This is a genomic window from Kribbella sp. NPDC006257, from assembly GCF_040613535.1.
In the GTDB taxonomy this organism is placed as follows: domain Bacteria; phylum Actinomycetota; class Actinomycetes; order Propionibacteriales; family Kribbellaceae; genus Kribbella.
Window position 1 is genome coordinate 132,319 of record NZ_JBEXSJ010000005.1, and the last position, 15,279, is coordinate 147,597.

Sequence of the window (15,279 nt, forward strand, 5' to 3'; positions counted from 1 at the left end):
TTCCGGCCGCACGTCAGTCGGGCGGTTCGACCGGATCGCTCTCCGTGCCGTCGGTGACGTCCTGAGACCGTGGCGGCCGGCGTTCTTCGTTCTTCTCGGGCCCGGGGGAACGCTGACCGTCGTCGTGCTCGATCTCGTCGAGGTGCAGGCCGCTCTCGTCGACGGCGTCGTTCTCCAGCGCCTCGTTCACCTCGGTATCGGTGGCGGTCTTGTCGTCTTCCAGCCCTGGTCGGTCGAAGCTCATGATCGCTTAGTGCCCAGCCCTAAACCTCAGAGCCGCGGAGCGCAGGCTCTGATGAGTACTACGTCTTCTTCGGTGATGTTGGCGGGGATTCTCCCGGTGGCTTGCTGCGCGCGCATCAGTGGACCGAGTGGTCCTCGCTCGCGGCGCCGGACCTCGATGTCGACCAGGCCGGCCCGGCGTAGCCGGTCGAGACTGGCCTCGGTGCCGATGAGCGACGAGTGCACGATGAGCAACGCTCCGCCCGGGCGCAGGTGATGGGGAGCCTGGTCGCACAGGGCATCCAGCACGAGCCGCCCGTCGTGGCCGGCTTCCCAAGCCCGGCTAGGGCCATGGCGCGGTACGTCGGGCCGCGGCGACGGCACGTACGGCGGATTGCTCACGATCAGATCGAACCGCTCGCCCGCCACGGGGGCGAACGTCTGCCCGCGACGGGTCCGGACCGCGAGACCGGCGCGGGCGGCGTTGAGCCGGACGGTCAGCAGGGCTCGCCGGGAGACGTCGATCGCGGTCGTGGTTGCGCCGCAATCGGCCGCTGTCAGGGCCAGGACGCCGCTACCGGTACAGACGTCGAGGACCCGTGAACCCGGACCGATGGGTTCCTGGCGGATGGCGTCGGCCAGCATCCAGGAGTCGGAGATGGGGGCGAACACGCCCGGAAGGGTCAGCAGCTTCATGCGGTGAACACCTCTGTCAGCCAGGGAATCAGACGGTCGGGGCCGAGCGCCCGAAGGTGCTCCACCGGTGGGTTGCGGACCAGGGCACGGACGTCGTCGAGGCCACCGGGTGCATAGGCCTCGGCATCGTCGATGAGGCGTTCCAGCCGGCGGCTTGCCGGCAGGGCTTCGCCGGTGCGCAGATCGAGGAGTTCCCCGCGGACACCGTCGCGCAGCGCGGTCCAGCGGTTCTCGGCGATCCGCCAGGTCGGTGCAGGAGGTGGCAGTTCACCGAGGCGGTGCAGGTCGGCCAGCAAGGCAGCGAGCGCGTGCACGAACCGGGCGATCGCGCTGGTCTGATCGGTGCGGGCTTGTACGTCGAGAACCCGTAGCTCGAGCGTGCCGTAGTGCAAGTGCGGCCGGAGCTCCCACCACCACTCCGAGCCGTCGGCGACGGAACCGCCTTGGACCAGCCAGGTGAGTTCTTCGGCGTACTGGTCCCAGGAGGTGATGATCGGTGGAATCCCCTGGCGAGGCAACTGGGAGGCGACCACGGGACGCACCGAGCACAGACCGGTGTCTCGTCCGGCGGCGAAGGGGGCGGCTCCGGCCAGGGCTGCCAGCTCAGGCAACAGGTCTCGCAACGCATGGTAGACGCCCAGTGTGCAGTCGGGGTCACCGAAGGCCAGATGGATCTGGAGTGAGGAGACCAGCTGCCGGCCGATCACCTCGCGGTAGCGGGCGCCGAGTTCGGTGGCGCGCCGGGTCGGTGACAGTGCGGCCGGTCCGTCGAGCAGGGGGTGAACGGGCGCGGCGATCGCGGCCACTTCCGGGCCACAGCCCGCCGCGACGAGAGCCCGGCAGGCACGAAGTTCAGCGACCGCGCTGTCCACGTCCTTGTGCACGGAGGTCGCGACTTCGAGCTGGCAAGCCGGCAATTCCGGCTTGACTCTCGGATCGCCGATCGCCGCCACAACTGCGGCGGCGTCCGCCGGGAGCCCGCTCCCGCGGTGGACCACCAGGAGTTCCTCCTCGAACCCCACGGTTCCCGCGACGGTGCTCGCGATCGTTGCCCGGATATTTGCTGCGAGCAAGGAAGATCTGGAGTCGGCCATCGAAGCCCCTCGAAGTTCCGGGAGCTGCAAGCCCCGTGTCGGGAGGCTCCGGTCTGAACCTATCTGCGCAGTACCCCGTCGGATCGTCCGGTAATCCCGGCAGGTTTCCGTCAGCCTTTCTGCGCCGTGGTGGCGACGCCGTCGAGGATGTAACGCTGGCCGAACGCGAACAGCACGATCATCGGTACCACAGCGATGACGCTGGCGGCGATCGCGATCTCCCACTCATAGTGGCCGGACAAAGCGAAGGCGTCGATGAGCTGTTTCAGACCGCGTGGCATCGTGAAGTACTCCGGGGTCTGCAGATAGATCAGCGGCCTCATCAGATCCGACCAGCTGGCCTTGAACTCGAACACGAAGACGATCACCAGCGCGGGTTTGCACAACGGGAAGGCGATCCGGCGGAACAGCGACAGGTAGCCGCAGCCGTCCACCCGGGCCGCCTCGAACAGTTCCCGCGGTATGCCGAGGAAGAACTGGCGGAGAAGAAAGATGTAGAACGCCGACCCGAACAGGTTCTGTGCCCAGAGCGGGATCTGGGTGTCGATCAGGCCGAGCCGGTTCCAGATCAGGTAGACCGGGATCATCGTCACCGCGCCCGGCAGCATCATCGTCGAGAGCAGCACCCCGAACAGCAGGTTGCGGCCGCGGAAACGGAAGTACGCGAAGCCGAAGGCGACCAGGGCACTGGACAAGGTGACCGTCGCGGCGGCCATGAACCCGACGGTGAGTGAATTGAGCAGCCACCGCAGTACCGGTGCCGTCTGCCAGACCCGCACGTAGTTGTCCGGCTGGAAGACAGCAGGGATCAGCCGGTTGTCGAATACCTGCGCCCGCGGCTTGAACGAGGCACTGATCAACCAGACCAGGGGATACACGAAGAAGAAGGTCGCGGCGGTCAGGGCGATCAGGAACGGCAACCGCCGCCACGGGATCGTCACGATCTCTCCCCGTGGTAGTAGACGTAGCGGTTGCCGATCCGGACCTGGACGAAGGTGATCGCGAGAATGATGACGAACAGCAGCCAGGCCATCGCCGAGGCGAAGCCCATCTTGAAGAACTGGAAGGCGTTCTGGAACAGGTAGACCATGTAGACCAGCGACTCCTCCGAGGCGGCCGCCTTCTGCTGTGGACCGTAGAACATGGTGTAGGCCTGGTCGAACATCTGCATCGCCGCGATCGTGTTGGTGATGACGGTGAAGAAGAGCGCGCCCGAGATCATCGGGATGGTGATCCGGAAGAGCCGGGTCACCGGTCCGGCGCCGTCCAGCTCGGCCGCCTCGTGCAGTTGCCGCGGTACGCCGTTCAGTGCCGCGAGATAGATCACGACCGTGCCGCCGAGGGTCCACAGACTGACGATCGCGAGCGAAGGTTTCAGCCAGTGCGGGTCGGTCGTCCAGTTGGGGCCGTTGATCCCGACCCAGCCGAGGACCTTGTTCACCAGACCCTGCTGACCGTTCAGCAGCAGCAGGAACATCGCACCCGCGGCCACCGCAGGAGTCATCTCCGGGAGGTAGAACGCGGTCCGGAAGAATCCGCCGGCGCGTCCTACCCGCTGCAGCATCAGGGCGAGCCCGAGCGCCGTGACCGTGCCGAGCGGAACGAACATCGCGGCGTAGACGAAGGTGTTGCTCAGCGACTTCAGCACCCGCGGGTCGTCGAGCAGCGCGCGGTAGTTGTCCAGGCCGACCGTGTGCGGGCTGCGGATCATCTGGTAGTCGGTGAACGACAGGACCAGGCTGGCGATCATGGGGCCGGCGGTGAAGATCAGGAATCCGGCGATCCACGGAAGCACGAAGAGCCAGCCGGCCCGCTCCTCGCGACGGACCAGATCACTACGCTTCATCGATCAGCCCTGGCTCGCCTTGTCGAACGCGGCCTTCGACTCGGACTGCGCCTGGTCGAGTGCGGCCTGCGGCGTCGCAGTACGACTCAGGGCCTTGCCGACCGCGTTCTTCCACGCCGCTTCGATCTCGGCACCAGCGGGAGACGGGTTGAGTGACTTCGCCACGTCCAGGCTGGCGTAGTAGTTGTTGATCGCCTGGTCGAAGCCCGGGTCGCCGGTGGGCTTCAGGTACTTGGCCTTGATCTGTTCATCGGCGACCTTGTTGCCAGTGAACAGACCGGTGAAGAATGTGTTGTCCTTCGCCACCGTCTGCATCCGCGCCTCGGCTGCCTTCTGCCACGTGTCCACCGCGGTCAGCGTCTTGGCCCACTTGCAGGCCGCGTCGACGTTCTTGGCGCCCTTCGGTACGACCCAGGCCGAACCGCCCAGGGTACTGATCGGCTTGCCCTGCCGATCGGTGAACATCGTGGACTGCAGCTTCAGGCCGTTGCGGCGGGAGTCGAGCAGCACGTTCAGGTACCAGTTCTCGATCGGCATCACGGCGAGCTGGTCCTGGGTGAACTGGTTCTTCTCGCCGAAGATGTCGAAGGTGTCGCGGAAGGTCTTGAAGTTGGACCAGCCGCCCTGGTCGTCGACGAGCTTGATCGCATACGTCAGCGCCTCGACCGCCTTCGGGTCGTTGAGGTTCGGTGCGCCGCCGGGTTTGATGAGCTCGGCGCCGTTGTTCAGCGCCCAGAGCGGGAAGAAGTCGGGCAGCCGCGAGTCGTAGCCGATCCGCGCGGGGCGTCCGTTCTTCGCCTTGTACAGCTTCTTCGCAGTCTGCTCGAGCCGGTTCCAGTCGGTGGTCTGGATGTCGGAGGTCGGTACTCCGGCGGAGGCGAGCGCCGTGCTGTTGATCAAGTTCACCGTGACTGTGTAGAACTCCGGGATGCCGTAGGTCTTGTCCTTGAGCCGCACCTCGTTCAATGCGGCCTCGCGGTACTGGCCGGTGTCGATCCCGTTGGCCTTGATGCAGTCGTCGAGCGGCTGGATCGCGCCCTTGGCGGCGTACGTGCCGATCAGGTTCCGGGCCATGTAGACGACGTCCGGTGCATTGCCACTGGAGACGGCGGTGAGGAACTGCTGGGCATCGAAGTCGCCCTTGTTGTTCTTCACCGTCACCGAGGGGTAGGCGGCTTTGAAAGCAGCGATCCGGGCCTGCGCCACCTCGTCCTCACCACTGAAGCCCATCACGTTGAGAGTCCCCGAGGGAGTACTGCCGGACGAACCCGTGCCGCCGCCGTCCTGCTTGCTGCCGACCCCGGCGCAAGACGTGACGACCAGTGCTCCGGCGACAAGGCCCGCCACCGCCCACCTGCTGTGGTTCATAGGTTCTCCCAACGTGCGCTGTCCGATAACGCAATGCCGGTACCCACGCGTAGTACTCGCAACGTTAGTAAGGCTTCCGAGTGGGCACCTCGCTGCTTCGGTTGCGCTCGCTCGAGGAGGAACGATGTTTTTTCATCGCCAGGAACTGCAGTACAAAGCGACCCCGGATCGCGCGGATGCGATCTACGCCCGCAAGTTGCAGGAGGTACTCGGCGGCCAGTACGGCGAGATCACGGTCGCGATGCAATACATGTTCCAGGGCTGGAACATGCACACTCCTGGGAAGTACCGGGATCTGGTCTTCGGCGTGGGAGCCGAGGAGGTCGGTCATGTCGAGATGCTGGCGACGATGATCGCGCAACTGCTGGAGAAGGCGCCGCTCGGCATCACCGACGACGCAGTCCAGGACGACCCGACCGTCGCCGCGGTGATCGGCGGCACGGACATCCAGCAGGCGATCGTCGCCGGGGCCGGTGCCCGGGCGGTCGACAGCATGGGGAATCCCTGGCAGGGCAGCTACATCACCGCGAGCGGCAATCTGCTGGCCGACTTCCAGGCCAATGCCAATGCCGAGATGCAGGGCCGGGTGCAGGTCGCCCGGCTCTACCACATGACCGATGACCACGGCGTACGGGATCTGCTCTCGTTCCTGCTCGCCCGCGACACCATGCACCAGAACATGTGGCTGGCCGCCGCCGCGGAACTTCGCGAAGAGGGTGCGGAACAGCTCCCGGTCCCGAGCAATTTCCCGCAGAACAAGGAACACACCGAGGTGTCGTACCAGTACCAGAACTTCAGCGACGGTCAGGCTGCCGGTGAAGGCACCTGGGCGAAGGGCCCGACCCCGGACGGCAAGGGCGAGTTCACCTATCACGACGGACCGACGACGACGGCGCCGATGCCGCCGCCGACCCGGCCGGACGCACGGTTCTACGGCACGACCGACCTGCCCAACCTGATGGAGAAGACGGCCGGGAAGGTCCAGGACAAGCTCAAGAAGGAATGAGAGTGACGTCCTCGGCTGTTCGGGAGCGGCGTAGCGCCCGGTAAACAGGTAGCGGGGAGAGCGCGGCGAGCGTCAAGGCGATCCAGAGCGTCGGCCGGATCCCGAACCGCTCGCCGAGCACCCCACCCAGCAAGGCGCCGACGGGGAAGAGGCCCATGATCAGGATGCGCATGGTGGCGTTGACGCGGCCGAGCAGCTCTGGCGGGCACAACCGCTGACGCAGGCTGACAGAAGTGATGGCATAGACGATCTGACCGAGCTCGCCGGCCGCGGCGCCGGCAACCACCAGGCCCACCGACCAGCCGGGCCGGGCGAGTGGTCCGAGGAGTGCGGCCGGCCCGGTCACGGCCAGCGACAACCAGATGATCCGCGCCGACCCGAACCGGCGGGCCAGCCGAGGTGTCAGTGCAGCGCCTACCAGGGCCGTCACCGAACCAGTGGCCAGCACCAGGCCGATCGCCGCAGCCGAGAGCCCGAGCGTCCGCACCAGGAAGATGAAGTTCACCGCGGAGGCTACGGCGAAGGAGAAGTTTCCGGCCGCGCTGGTCAACGCGAGCGCTCGCAGTACGGGGGAGCGGGCGACGAAGGCGAGGCCCTGCTTGATCTGCGCCGGCAGTGGGGGCAGGCCGGAGCGCGGTGCCGGTCGAGGTTCGCGCGCCTTGATCGCCAGCAGACAAACGGCGGACACGGTCAGCGTCACCGCCTGGAGCCCCAGAACGTTCGCGGCGCCGAGGCGTCCGGCGAGCCAGCCGCCGAGGCCCGGACCGGCGATCTGTCCGGAGGCGCGGACCGTCTCCAGCGCGGAGTTGCCGGCGATCAGCCGTTGCTCGCCGACCACGGTCGGCAGATAACTCTGATAGCCGACATCGAAGAAGACCCGGGCGACACCAATCAGCAGGGACACCACCATGAGGTGGGTGAGGCGGAGCAGTCCCAGCCAGGCCAGGAGGGGGACGGATGCCAGCAACGCTGCCCGCGACAGATCACTGGCGACGAGGACCGGGCGCCGTCGTACGCGATCCAGCCAGGCTCCGGCCGGCAAGCCGATCACGGCGAAGGCCAGTGTTCCGGCCGCGGTCACCGAACCGGCTTGGAATGGCGAGGCATGCAGAGCGGACACCGCGAGCAGGGGAACGGCGACGCCGCTGATCTGAGCGCCGAACTGGCTGGTGGTCTGGCCGAGCAGCAACCATCGAAAGTCACGCCTGAGCACAACAACCTCCGCGACGAGTGGGAAACGGACCCCACCCGAGGCGGCCGAATCGTCGCTAGGGGAGGGGTACATTACCCGGCCGCCGCAGCGACCACAACGTGGCTGGTGCCCCGGATCGGAAGTTCCGTTGCGCTACCGGCCCTTCCGGCACGGGGGGACTAGGTCTTGTGGCCGGCCAGGATGTCCAGGCGCCGGCGGATCGCGGCGGCGGTGTCGTTCAGGAGGTCGTCGACCTCGTGGCACAACGACCGGCCGGCCGAGACGGCCTCCGGCGGGAGCTGGGGGCTGGCCGCAGCCTCCCCGGCCTTCTGCACCATCGCGGGCAGCCGGGCGTAGGCCGCGGCCAGGCCGAGGATCCTCCGGTCCGCCGCGGCCGCATCGGCCAGATCCTCACCGGTCGCGTAGTAGTGCTCGGCCAGGAACGGCGCCAACGCCACGGCGCTGCTGTAGATGTCGGCCATCTGATCCGTGCTCATGGTCCTGCCGTGCGCTGCAGCGTCACTCATCTCGCGTCGTCCTTTCGCTGCGATCCCGGGATCCGGCGCCGATACCGGACGGTGTCGGCGATCCCCAGTTCCCACCGCGACGGCTTCGATTCGTGAACTCGTGCATCGATTTTTCCGGCGGCGCGAGATGCTGATCGCTCGGGAACCGGGTCGTCGGAGCGTACGGCAGAATTGAGCGGCGATTCGTGCGATTGTGGAGTGATTGGCGGCTTGCCGGACCGGTGGGCCCTCGACGGACGGGATGACGGCGGATGGGTGAGCTGGATCGGACCACCTTGCTGGCTCGGCTGGCCAGGTTGATCGCCGAGGACGATCCCGGCCTGCCGTTGGAGACGCGGCTGTGTCGCGCCTATCTCGCGATCATGGGTGGCCGCGGCGCCGCTCTGACGGTGGCCTACACCCGTCCTGAGCGCGTCACACTGTGTACGACGGACGACATCGCGGCGAGGCTGGAAGACCTGCAAGACGTCGTCGGTGAGGGGCCGGGGCCGACGGCGTCCGTCAGCGAGGAGATCGTGGCCGTCGACCTGTGTGCCGAGACCGTGCGCTGGCCCTTGTTCACCGAGGCCGCCCGCAAGATCCCCGGCACAGCAGCCCTGTACGCCGTACCGATGCGGCCGTGGAACGACGGGGTGATCGGCGTGCTCACGATCCACCAGGACAGCATCGAACAGCTCGACCGGGAGCAGGCGCAGTTCCTCGCGAACGCGATCGGCGCCGCTCTGGTCAAGGATCCGCCGGTCGAGTCCGATCTGCGCTCAGGTCCGTGGTCGACCCGATCGCAGGTCCATCAGGCCACCGGCATGGTCGTCGCCCAGCTCCGGATCGGCCCTGAGGACGCGCTTGCGCTGCTGCGCGCCCATGCGTTCTCCCACGACACCACGTTGGCAGCGGTGGCCGAAGAGATCACCAGTCGACGCCTGAATTTCACTGACGATGCCGAAAGCGAGACCTCATGACTGCCGCTACCGCTTCACAAGCGTTCGTCGACGCTGCCGCAGCGATGGTCCAGCAAGAAGACGTCGCCGGCACCCTGAACCGGCTGCTGGCCGATTGTGCGAAGTTCAGCGCCGCGAACGCTGTCGGGCTGCTGGTTCGTAACGGGCAGCAGCAGCTGGAGCTCCTGAGCGCCACGTCGCACCAGGCGGCGGAACTCGAGCTGTACCAGCTTCAGCACGACACCGGACCGTGTGTCGATGCGGCCCGCGACGGGGTCGCGTTGTCGGCGACCACGGATGCCGAGATCACCGAGCGCTGGGGTGGGGTGGGCGAGGCGATCGTCGCGGCCGGTTTCCATGCGGTGCACGCGGTGCCGCTGCGGTGGCACGGTCGATTGATCGGTGCCATGAACGCTTTTCACACCGTGCCCGAGACAGCTGACGAGGAGGCCCGCCAGCTGACCCAGGCCTTCGCCGACATCGCCGCGGTCGTGATCGTCCAGTCCGCCGAGCTGACCCCCGGCCAGCTCGACGAGCGGATCCAGGCCGCGCTCGCCGGGCGCACCGTGCTGGAACAGGCGAAAGGTGTTCTGGCCCAACTCGCCGGTGTCGACATGGCTGCCGCCTACGACCTTCTCGTCCAGCGAGCCACCAGCGAAGGAAGCACCCTGACCGAGACGGCGGCCGGAATCGTGCAGGAGGCGGGGAATCGGACCGGGCGGCCTGCTTGAGCCGACCGCCGGCGGGTACCGGCTATCAATGGAAGACGAGGAACTGACCGAGGCAGCCGAGCAACTGGTGAAGACGTTGACGCCCGGCGACCTGGACCACACGCTGAGTCGCATCACGGTGGCCGCGGTGGAGGTTCTCCCGCAGGTCGAATACGCCAGCATCACGGTGAAACACAGCGACGGACGGTTGGAGACGGTCGCACCGACCGACGACGTGCTGTGGGGTGTCGACGCCGCGCAGTACGAGCTGCAGCAGGGCCCGTGCTACGACGCTGCCACAGACACCGTGCACGTCATTTCGCCCGACCTGGGCAATGATGAACGGTTCCCGAAGTATGCCGCGACGGCGTTGGCAGTCGGGATCCGTGCCCAGGCGGGACTCCGGCTGTTCGATGCGCCCAGGTCCCAGGGAGCCTTGAACCTCTATTCGACGACCGTCGGCTCGTTCGAGGACCTGGGCTCGCTCGGCCGCCTGTTCGCCCATCAGTCGGCACTGGCGATCGGGTACGCACAGGAGGTCGACAACCTGCAGGCTGCGCTGCGCACCCGGCGTACGATCGGGCAGGCGATCGGCATCCTGATGGAGCGCTACAGCCTGACGGATCAGCGGGCCTTCGCCTTCCTCACCCGGCTTTCCCAGCACGGCAACGTCAAACTCAACCGGATCGCTGAGCAGTTCGTCGCCGAGGCCCAGACCAAGGGCGGGGAAGGCGCCGACCAGCACCGCTGATCAGGCCTGCAGCGTGGCCGGCAACTCTCGAAGCAGCTGTTCCAGTTGCCGTACGACGGTGACCTGGCAACTGTGGGCCCGGCCGAGGCAGACGCCGTTGACCATGGCTTCAGCCACTTGACAGGGCGAGACTTCGCACTGGGCGGCCCAGGAGCGCAGCCGGCAGCCTGCTTGGGCGGACGGGAGTTCGTACCAGTCCATCAGAACACCGACGGCCTGCTCGATGACCGCAAGATGGGCTGCCGACTGGTAGTGACTGCAGAGGGAGGCAGCGTTGATCTGCTCGGACATGATGCGTCTTCCTTGCTTTACTCCGGCCGAACGACAGCCATCGAAGGCTGAAGGCTGGGTTCGCAACCTCACCGGCCGGTTGACTCCCGACCCGGACCGTCAGCCCGTTGTCGGAGGCAATCACCGGTACCCGGGTTTCGCCGTCCTATGCGCGTTTGCGCAGGGTCGGGGCGGGATACCTGAAGCGCATGAGCACGACTGACCGGATTGCTGACATCTGGGGCCCGCGCACGCCGCAGGCGCGCGGGGAGACATGGCCGGTGCGCGTCGACCAGGAACTGGCCGACGGCGTCACGGCTGATCAGGTCGACCGCTGGGTGCAGTCGGCCTGTGTCCTGTGCAGCAACGGCTGCGGCTGCGACATCGCCGTCAAGGACGGGCGGATGGTCGGTGTCCGCGGCCGCGCGACGGATCGGATCAACCATGGCCGGCTCGGTCCGAAGGGTCTCTACGGCTCCTGGCAATGGAGCGAACAGGACCGGTTGACCCGGCCGCTGATCCGCGAGGGCGGGGATCTCGTGCCCACCGACTGGGACACCGCGATGGACCGGATCGTTGCGGAGTCGAAGAAGCGGCAGCCGTTGGCGCACGGGTTCTACACCAGTGGCCAGTTGTTCCTGGAGGAGTACTACACACTGGCCGTCATCGGTAAGGCCGGCCTGGGGACGCCGCACATGGACGGCAATACCAGGCTCTGTACGGCCACCGCGGCCGCGGCACTCAAGGAAACCTTCGGGTCCGACGGGCAACCCGGTAGCTACAACGACATCGAATCGTGTGACGCGATCTTTCTCTTCGGCCACAACATGGCCGCGACGCAGACGGTGCTCTGGGCACGGATCCTCGATCGGATCGAAGGCAGCGACCCGCCGGTGATCGTTGCCGTCGACCCCCGATCCACGCCGGTCGCCGAGGCGGCGGTCCGCACCGGCGGCGTACACCTGGCGCCCCTGCCCGGAACGAACCAGGCGTTGATGAACGGGCTGCTGCACGAGGTGATCGAACGCGGCTACGTCGACCGTGCGTACGTCGACGCACACACGCTCGGCTTCGACGATCTGGCGGCCACAGTGGCGGAGTACAAGCCGGAACAGGCCGCTGAGATCTGCCAGGTCCCGGCGGCCGACATCCGCCGGGCCGCCGAGATCTTCGGAACGTCGCAGCGGGTGCTTTCGACCGTCCTGCAAGGGTTCTATCAGTCACACCAGGCAACAGCGGCCTCGTGCCAGGTGAACAACCTGCATCTGCTGCGTGGCCTGATCGGCAAGCCAGGCTGCGGCATCTTGCAGATGAACGGGCAGCCGACCGCGGAGAACACCCGGGAGTGCGGAGCCGACGGAGATCTGCCGGGCTTTCGCAACTGGGCGAATCCGGCGCACGTCGACGAACTCGCGAAGCTGTGGAACGTCGACCCGCTGGTGATCCCGCACTGGGCGCCGCCGACGCACGCGATGCAGTTGTGGCGGTACGCCGAACAGGGCTCGATCGACTTCCTCTGGATCTCCGCGACCAACCCGGCCGTGTCGATGCCGGAACTCGCGCGGATCCGCGCGATCCTCGAACGCGACGAACTGTTCCTCGTCGTCCAGGACGGGTTCTTGACCGAGACAGCGCAGTACGCCGATGTCGTTCTGCCGGCCGCTCTGTGGGGAGAGAAGCAGGGAACGTTCACGAACGCCAGCCGTACCGTGCATCTTTCCGAGCAGGCTGTCCAGCCACCCGGCGAAGCTCGGAGCGACCTGGACATCTTCCTGGACTATGCCCGGCGGATGGACTTTCGCGATCGCGATGGCCGGCCGTTGATCGGGTGGCGCACGCCCGAGGAGGCGTTCGAGGCGTGGAAGGAATGCAGTCGCGGGCGGCCTTGTGACTACTCCGGGTTGAGCTACGACCTGCTCCGGGGTGACAGCGGGATTCCCTGGCCGTGTACGGCGGAGTCGCCCGCGGGCACCGATCGGTTGTACACCGACTCGGTGTTCCCCACCGACCCGGACTTCTGCGAGGACTTCGGGCATGACCTGATGACCGGCGGATCGACGACGCCGGACAAGTACAAGGCGAAGGCGCCTGGTGGGCGGGCATTCCTGAAGGCCGCCCGGTTCAGCGAGCCGCCGGAGTGGGCCTCGGTGGAGTACCCGTTGATCGCCACCACCGGCCGATCGGTGTACCAGTTCCACACCCGGACCAAGACCGGCCGGTCGCGCAAACTGCGGGCCGCCGCACCGTCGGTCTGGGTCGAGCTGTCGGTTGCGGACGCGGCGAGGCTGAACGTTGCCGAGGGCGACCAGGTCCGGGTCGAGTCGGCCCGTGGTTCGATGGTCGGACCGGCGCGGATCGGGAACGGGCGCGATGGTGTCGTGTTCGTACCGTTCCACTTCGGCTACTTCGACAGCACGGGTCAGGCGCCGGACGGGCAGCCGACGGCGGCGAACGAGTTCACCCTGACCGAGTGGGATCCGGTCTCGAAGCAGCCGCTGTTCAAGCTGGCAGCGGTCCGCGTGACCAAGGAGGCCTGATGCATCTCCCGACCTATCTCGGCCTGCTGCGCGATGCGGAGGCGTCGCTCGCGGACGCGTTCCACCAGGTCGGCGCCGGGCACGGAGACGAGCCCGATGTCGAGCAGCTCTGCAAAGTGCTCGGAGATCAGGCCACCGCGCACCTGCAGGCGTTGCAGCCGATCGTCGACCGGTACGGCGAACAGGATGACGCCGAACCGGAGCGGCTGAAGGCTGCCGAGTTCGGCGGAACCCGGCAGGGCGGCGTCGGCCTGCTCCGCGACCTCCAGGACCTCTACGCGCTCGCGTCCTTCGTCGACATCACCTGGACAGTCGTGAAACAAGCCGGCCAGGCCCTGCGCGACGAGCAACTCCTGAACGTTGTGTCGTCCTGCGAAACGCAGACCAGCCAGCAACTCAGCTGGCTCAGCACCCGCATCAAACAGGCCGCACCCCAAGCCCTGATCGCCGCCTCCTGAGCCACCCCCGCCCGTCGGTCAACTGCCGGTGTCGGCGCTCAGACCCGCCGCGAGGTCGGCCAGCAACGCGTCGGCCTGCACGGGATCCAGACTGCCCGCCGGCCGTTTGCGGACGTCGGCAACGAAACGGGCCGCGAGTTCACGCAGCGGAACCCGGTTCGACCGCGCGTGCCACGCGAGCATCGCGAAGGCCGCCTCGGCGTCCAGCCCACAGACCGCCATCAGGATTCCCTTGGCCTGATCAATGGCCGCACGAGACAGCAGCGCCCGGTGCAGATGGCGTACTTCGGCCAGCAGGATCACCGGATCTGGCATGGCCGCTCCTGGCGAGGCCAGCAGGGCATCGACGGCTTCGGCAACCGTCGCGAACGTCCGGATCCGTCCGTCGTCACCGGACAGCCGGCTGACGTGCCGGCGCTGTCCTGGCCGCAGCCCCGCGATCCCGACCGGTGATCCTGCGACGGTCTGCTCGATGACCTCGACGAACGCCGTCAAGGCCGCCGCGTGACAGCCGTCCAACCCGGTCGCGTCGATCAGGATCCGCTCGGGCCGCTGCGTCCAGGCGTCGTGCAAGACCGACCGTAGCGTGCCGATCGACCGGTCGGTGAGCCGGCCGGTCAGACTGACGGCCAGAAGTTGGGGAGTGAAGTCCAGACCGATCTCGAGTTCGGATCCGGCCCGGGCGAGCCACTGGAAGCGTGGTCCGGGAGTAGGTTGCTGCAAGACGCAATCCTCACGGCGAGGTGGGATCCAGGCTGCTCGCTCAACCTGTTTCTAGGGTAGGCAGACGTTCCGTCGTGGGTCTAGGCGACGAGTGCCGAGCGCAAGGTGATCATGATTTCGTGGAGCAGCCGGGAGACCTGCATCTGGCTGACCCCGATCTCGATCCCGATCTCGGCCTGGGTCCGGTGATCGACGAACCGCCGGTGCAGGATCAGCCGGTGCCGGTCGGGGAGGTCGGCAACGACGGGACGCAGGGCCTCGATGCTGTCGACCAGTTGGTAGGTGTCGGATTCGTCGGCGAGCGTGCTACCCACCGACAACGTCGGCGCCGACGGAAGCGGGGCGTCCAGTGAGGACGGCCGGAAGCAACCGCTGGCGCGCTTGGCGTCGATGATGTCGCCCAACGGCACGCCGATCGCCTCGGCCAGTTCGCCGTCGGTCGGCCAGCGGTGCAGTTCGAGGGCCAGTTCGCCTTCGGCCGTGGTGAGAGCGAACTGGATCTCCTGGATCCCGCGGGGTGGCCGGACCATCCAGGCGCGGTCGCGGAAGTACCGCCGGATCTCGCCCCGGATGGTCGGGACCGCGTAGGAGCGAAAGTCCGTCTCGGGGCCCGGCCGGTACCCGTTGGCCGCCTTGACCAGTCCTACGTAGGCGATCTGGACGACGTCCTCGGAGTCCACACCCCGGCGGTAGTACCGCGAAGCCAGAGTACGGGCCATCGGCACGTCCAGGATGATCGCTTGGTTCAGGAGCTGGGTCCTGCGTTCGCCGGTCGCCTCGGCCGCGAGACGGAGAGCTGCTTCTACCTCGGCCGCCTGCTGATCTCGCCGGCTCTGTCTGCTCGGGACTTCCTTGTGCTGCGGGGATTTCTGTTGCTCAGGGGATGTCGAAACGTCAACGGTCATGGAGTACCTGCTTGCCGCTGCCGGCAGGGTGGCGGT

17 protein-coding genes are annotated in these 15,279 nt (G+C 67.1%); 6 read left to right on the forward strand and 11 right to left on the reverse strand.

All coding sequences use genetic code 11. The annotated features are described in order from the left end of the window. Positions 1-13: 13 nt before the first annotated feature. The 6 genes from ABZ004_RS08445 to ABZ004_RS08470 form a co-directional block, all read right to left on the reverse strand. Entirely contained in the window at positions 14-244 is a 231-nt protein-coding gene (locus ABZ004_RS08445) for a hypothetical protein (protein ID WP_355679119.1), read from the reverse strand. A gap of 26 nt (positions 245-270) precedes the next feature. Then, entirely contained in the window at positions 271-918 is a 648-nt protein-coding gene (locus tag ABZ004_RS08450; RefSeq protein ID WP_355679120.1) for a HemK2/MTQ2 family protein methyltransferase, read from the reverse strand. After that, positions 915-2,012 (reverse strand): YbdK family carboxylate-amine ligase, encoded by a 1,098-nt coding sequence (locus tag ABZ004_RS08455; protein WP_355679121.1) that lies wholly within the window; start codon positions 2,010-2,012, stop codon positions 915-917. Before ABZ004_RS08455 ends, ABZ004_RS08450 begins: the two co-directional genes overlap by 4 nt. Before the next feature lie 110 nt (positions 2,013-2,122). Beyond that, positions 2,123-2,953, reverse strand: a complete 831-nt coding sequence (locus ABZ004_RS08460) for a carbohydrate ABC transporter permease (RefSeq protein WP_355679122.1) — start codon at positions 2,951-2,953, stop codon at positions 2,123-2,125. Beyond that, positions 2,950-3,858 (reverse strand): sugar ABC transporter permease, encoded by a 909-nt coding sequence (locus tag ABZ004_RS08465; protein ID WP_355679123.1) that lies wholly within the window; start codon positions 3,856-3,858, stop codon positions 2,950-2,952. The genes ABZ004_RS08460 and ABZ004_RS08465 overlap by 4 nt, the downstream gene beginning before the upstream one ends. Before the next feature lie 3 nt (positions 3,859-3,861). Next, positions 3,862-5,226 carry an extracellular solute-binding protein gene (locus tag ABZ004_RS08470; RefSeq protein ID WP_355679124.1) on the reverse strand — a complete coding sequence of 455 codons (1,365 nt, stop codon included), beginning with the start codon at positions 5,224-5,226 and terminating at the stop codon, positions 3,862-3,864. 124 nt (positions 5,227-5,350) lie between these two features. Here ABZ004_RS08470 and ABZ004_RS08475 point away from each other — a divergent pair, with 124 nt between their 5' ends. After that, positions 5,351-6,232 carry a manganese catalase family protein gene (locus ABZ004_RS08475; RefSeq protein WP_355679125.1) on the forward strand — a complete coding sequence of 294 codons (882 nt, stop codon included), beginning with the start codon at positions 5,351-5,353 and terminating at the stop codon, positions 6,230-6,232. Here the strand turns inward: ABZ004_RS08475 and ABZ004_RS08480 are convergent. Together ABZ004_RS08480 and ABZ004_RS08485 are read right to left on the reverse strand one after the other, a co-directional pair. Beyond that, positions 6,219-7,445, reverse strand: a complete 1,227-nt coding sequence (locus ABZ004_RS08480) for an MFS transporter (protein WP_355679126.1) — start codon at positions 7,443-7,445, stop codon at positions 6,219-6,221. The two genes, ABZ004_RS08475 and ABZ004_RS08480, sit on opposite strands and share 14 nt — an antisense overlap. Before the next feature lie 158 nt (positions 7,446-7,603). Then, positions 7,604-7,951, reverse strand: coding sequence for a hypothetical protein (locus tag ABZ004_RS08485; protein WP_355679127.1), 348 nt, complete (start codon positions 7,949-7,951; stop codon positions 7,604-7,606). Positions 7,952-8,202: 251 nt separating this feature from the next. Here ABZ004_RS08485 and ABZ004_RS08490 point away from each other — a divergent pair, with 251 nt between their 5' ends. The 3 genes from ABZ004_RS08490 to ABZ004_RS08500 are packed head-to-tail and all read left to right on the forward strand — an operon-like array spanning position 8,203 to position 10,350. Then, complete coding sequence (locus tag ABZ004_RS08490) at positions 8,203-8,910, forward strand: ANTAR domain-containing protein (protein ID WP_355679128.1); 708 nt, start codon at positions 8,203-8,205, stop codon at positions 8,908-8,910. After that, entirely contained in the window at positions 8,907-9,620 is a 714-nt protein-coding gene (locus ABZ004_RS08495; protein WP_355679129.1) for a GAF and ANTAR domain-containing protein, read from the forward strand. Before ABZ004_RS08490 ends, ABZ004_RS08495 begins: the two co-directional genes overlap by 4 nt. A gap of 28 nt (positions 9,621-9,648) precedes the next feature. Continuing rightward, a complete protein-coding gene (locus tag ABZ004_RS08500) occupies positions 9,649-10,350 on the forward strand; it encodes a GAF and ANTAR domain-containing protein (protein WP_355679130.1) in 702 nt (233 codons plus the stop codon). Here ABZ004_RS08500 and ABZ004_RS08505 read toward each other — a convergent pair whose 3' ends face one another. After that, positions 10,351-10,641 carry an ANTAR domain-containing protein gene (locus ABZ004_RS08505; protein ID WP_355679131.1) on the reverse strand — a complete coding sequence of 97 codons (291 nt, stop codon included), beginning with the start codon at positions 10,639-10,641 and terminating at the stop codon, positions 10,351-10,353. Between the two features lie 188 nt (positions 10,642-10,829). On the opposite strand from ABZ004_RS08505, the gene ABZ004_RS08510 reads away from it, so the two are divergent. Then, positions 10,830-13,157 (forward strand): nitrate reductase, encoded by a 2,328-nt coding sequence (locus ABZ004_RS08510; RefSeq protein ID WP_355679132.1) that lies wholly within the window; start codon positions 10,830-10,832, stop codon positions 13,155-13,157. Further along, positions 13,157-13,615, forward strand: coding sequence for a hypothetical protein (locus tag ABZ004_RS08515; protein ID WP_355679133.1), 459 nt, complete (start codon positions 13,157-13,159; stop codon positions 13,613-13,615). The genes ABZ004_RS08510 and ABZ004_RS08515 overlap by 1 nt, the downstream gene beginning before the upstream one ends. A gap of 18 nt (positions 13,616-13,633) precedes the next feature. Here the strand turns inward: ABZ004_RS08515 and ABZ004_RS08520 are convergent, their stop codons facing one another. Then, positions 13,634-14,338 (reverse strand): ANTAR domain-containing protein, encoded by a 705-nt coding sequence (locus tag ABZ004_RS08520; RefSeq protein ID WP_355679134.1) that lies wholly within the window; start codon positions 14,336-14,338, stop codon positions 13,634-13,636. Between the two features lie 80 nt (positions 14,339-14,418). After that, positions 14,419-15,243, reverse strand: coding sequence for a sigma-70 family RNA polymerase sigma factor (locus ABZ004_RS08525; RefSeq protein WP_355679135.1), 825 nt, complete (start codon positions 15,241-15,243; stop codon positions 14,419-14,421). Positions 15,244-15,279 lie beyond the last annotated feature (36 nt).

Bases quoted from the DNA above. Each gene is read 5' to 3' on its own strand.
- ABZ004_RS08495 (WP_355679129.1), top strand. From the start codon at position 8,907: ATGACTGCCGCTACCGCTTCACAAGCGTTCGTCGACGCTGCCGCAGCG.
- ABZ004_RS08465 (WP_355679123.1), bottom strand. From the start codon at position 3,858: ATGAAGCGTAGTGATCTGGTCCGTCGCGAGGAGCGGGCCGGCTGGCTC.
- ABZ004_RS08515 (WP_355679133.1), top strand. From the start codon at position 13,157: ATGCATCTCCCGACCTATCTCGGCCTGCTGCGCGATGCGGAGGCGTCG.
- ABZ004_RS08450 (WP_355679120.1), bottom strand. From the start codon at position 918: ATGAAGCTGCTGACCCTTCCGGGCGTGTTCGCCCCCATCTCCGACTCC.
- ABZ004_RS08505 (WP_355679131.1), bottom strand. From the start codon at position 10,641: ATGTCCGAGCAGATCAACGCTGCCTCCCTCTGCAGTCACTACCAGTCG.
- ABZ004_RS08510 (WP_355679132.1), top strand. From the start codon at position 10,830: ATGAGCACGACTGACCGGATTGCTGACATCTGGGGCCCGCGCACGCCG.
- ABZ004_RS08490 (WP_355679128.1), top strand. From the start codon at position 8,203: ATGGGTGAGCTGGATCGGACCACCTTGCTGGCTCGGCTGGCCAGGTTG.
- ABZ004_RS08445 (WP_355679119.1), bottom strand. From the start codon at position 244: ATGAGCTTCGACCGACCAGGGCTGGAAGACGACAAGACCGCCACCGAT.
- ABZ004_RS08525 (WP_355679135.1), bottom strand. From the start codon at position 15,243: ATGACCGTTGACGTTTCGACATCCCCTGAGCAACAGAAATCCCCGCAG.
- ABZ004_RS08470 (WP_355679124.1), bottom strand. From the start codon at position 5,226: ATGAACCACAGCAGGTGGGCGGTGGCGGGCCTTGTCGCCGGAGCACTG.
- ABZ004_RS08500 (WP_355679130.1), top strand. From the start codon at position 9,649: ATGGAAGACGAGGAACTGACCGAGGCAGCCGAGCAACTGGTGAAGACG.
- ABZ004_RS08455 (WP_355679121.1), bottom strand. From the start codon at position 2,012: ATGGCCGACTCCAGATCTTCCTTGCTCGCAGCAAATATCCGGGCAACG.
- ABZ004_RS08475 (WP_355679125.1), top strand. From the start codon at position 5,351: ATGTTTTTTCATCGCCAGGAACTGCAGTACAAAGCGACCCCGGATCGC.
- ABZ004_RS08485 (WP_355679127.1), bottom strand. From the start codon at position 7,951: ATGAGTGACGCTGCAGCGCACGGCAGGACCATGAGCACGGATCAGATG.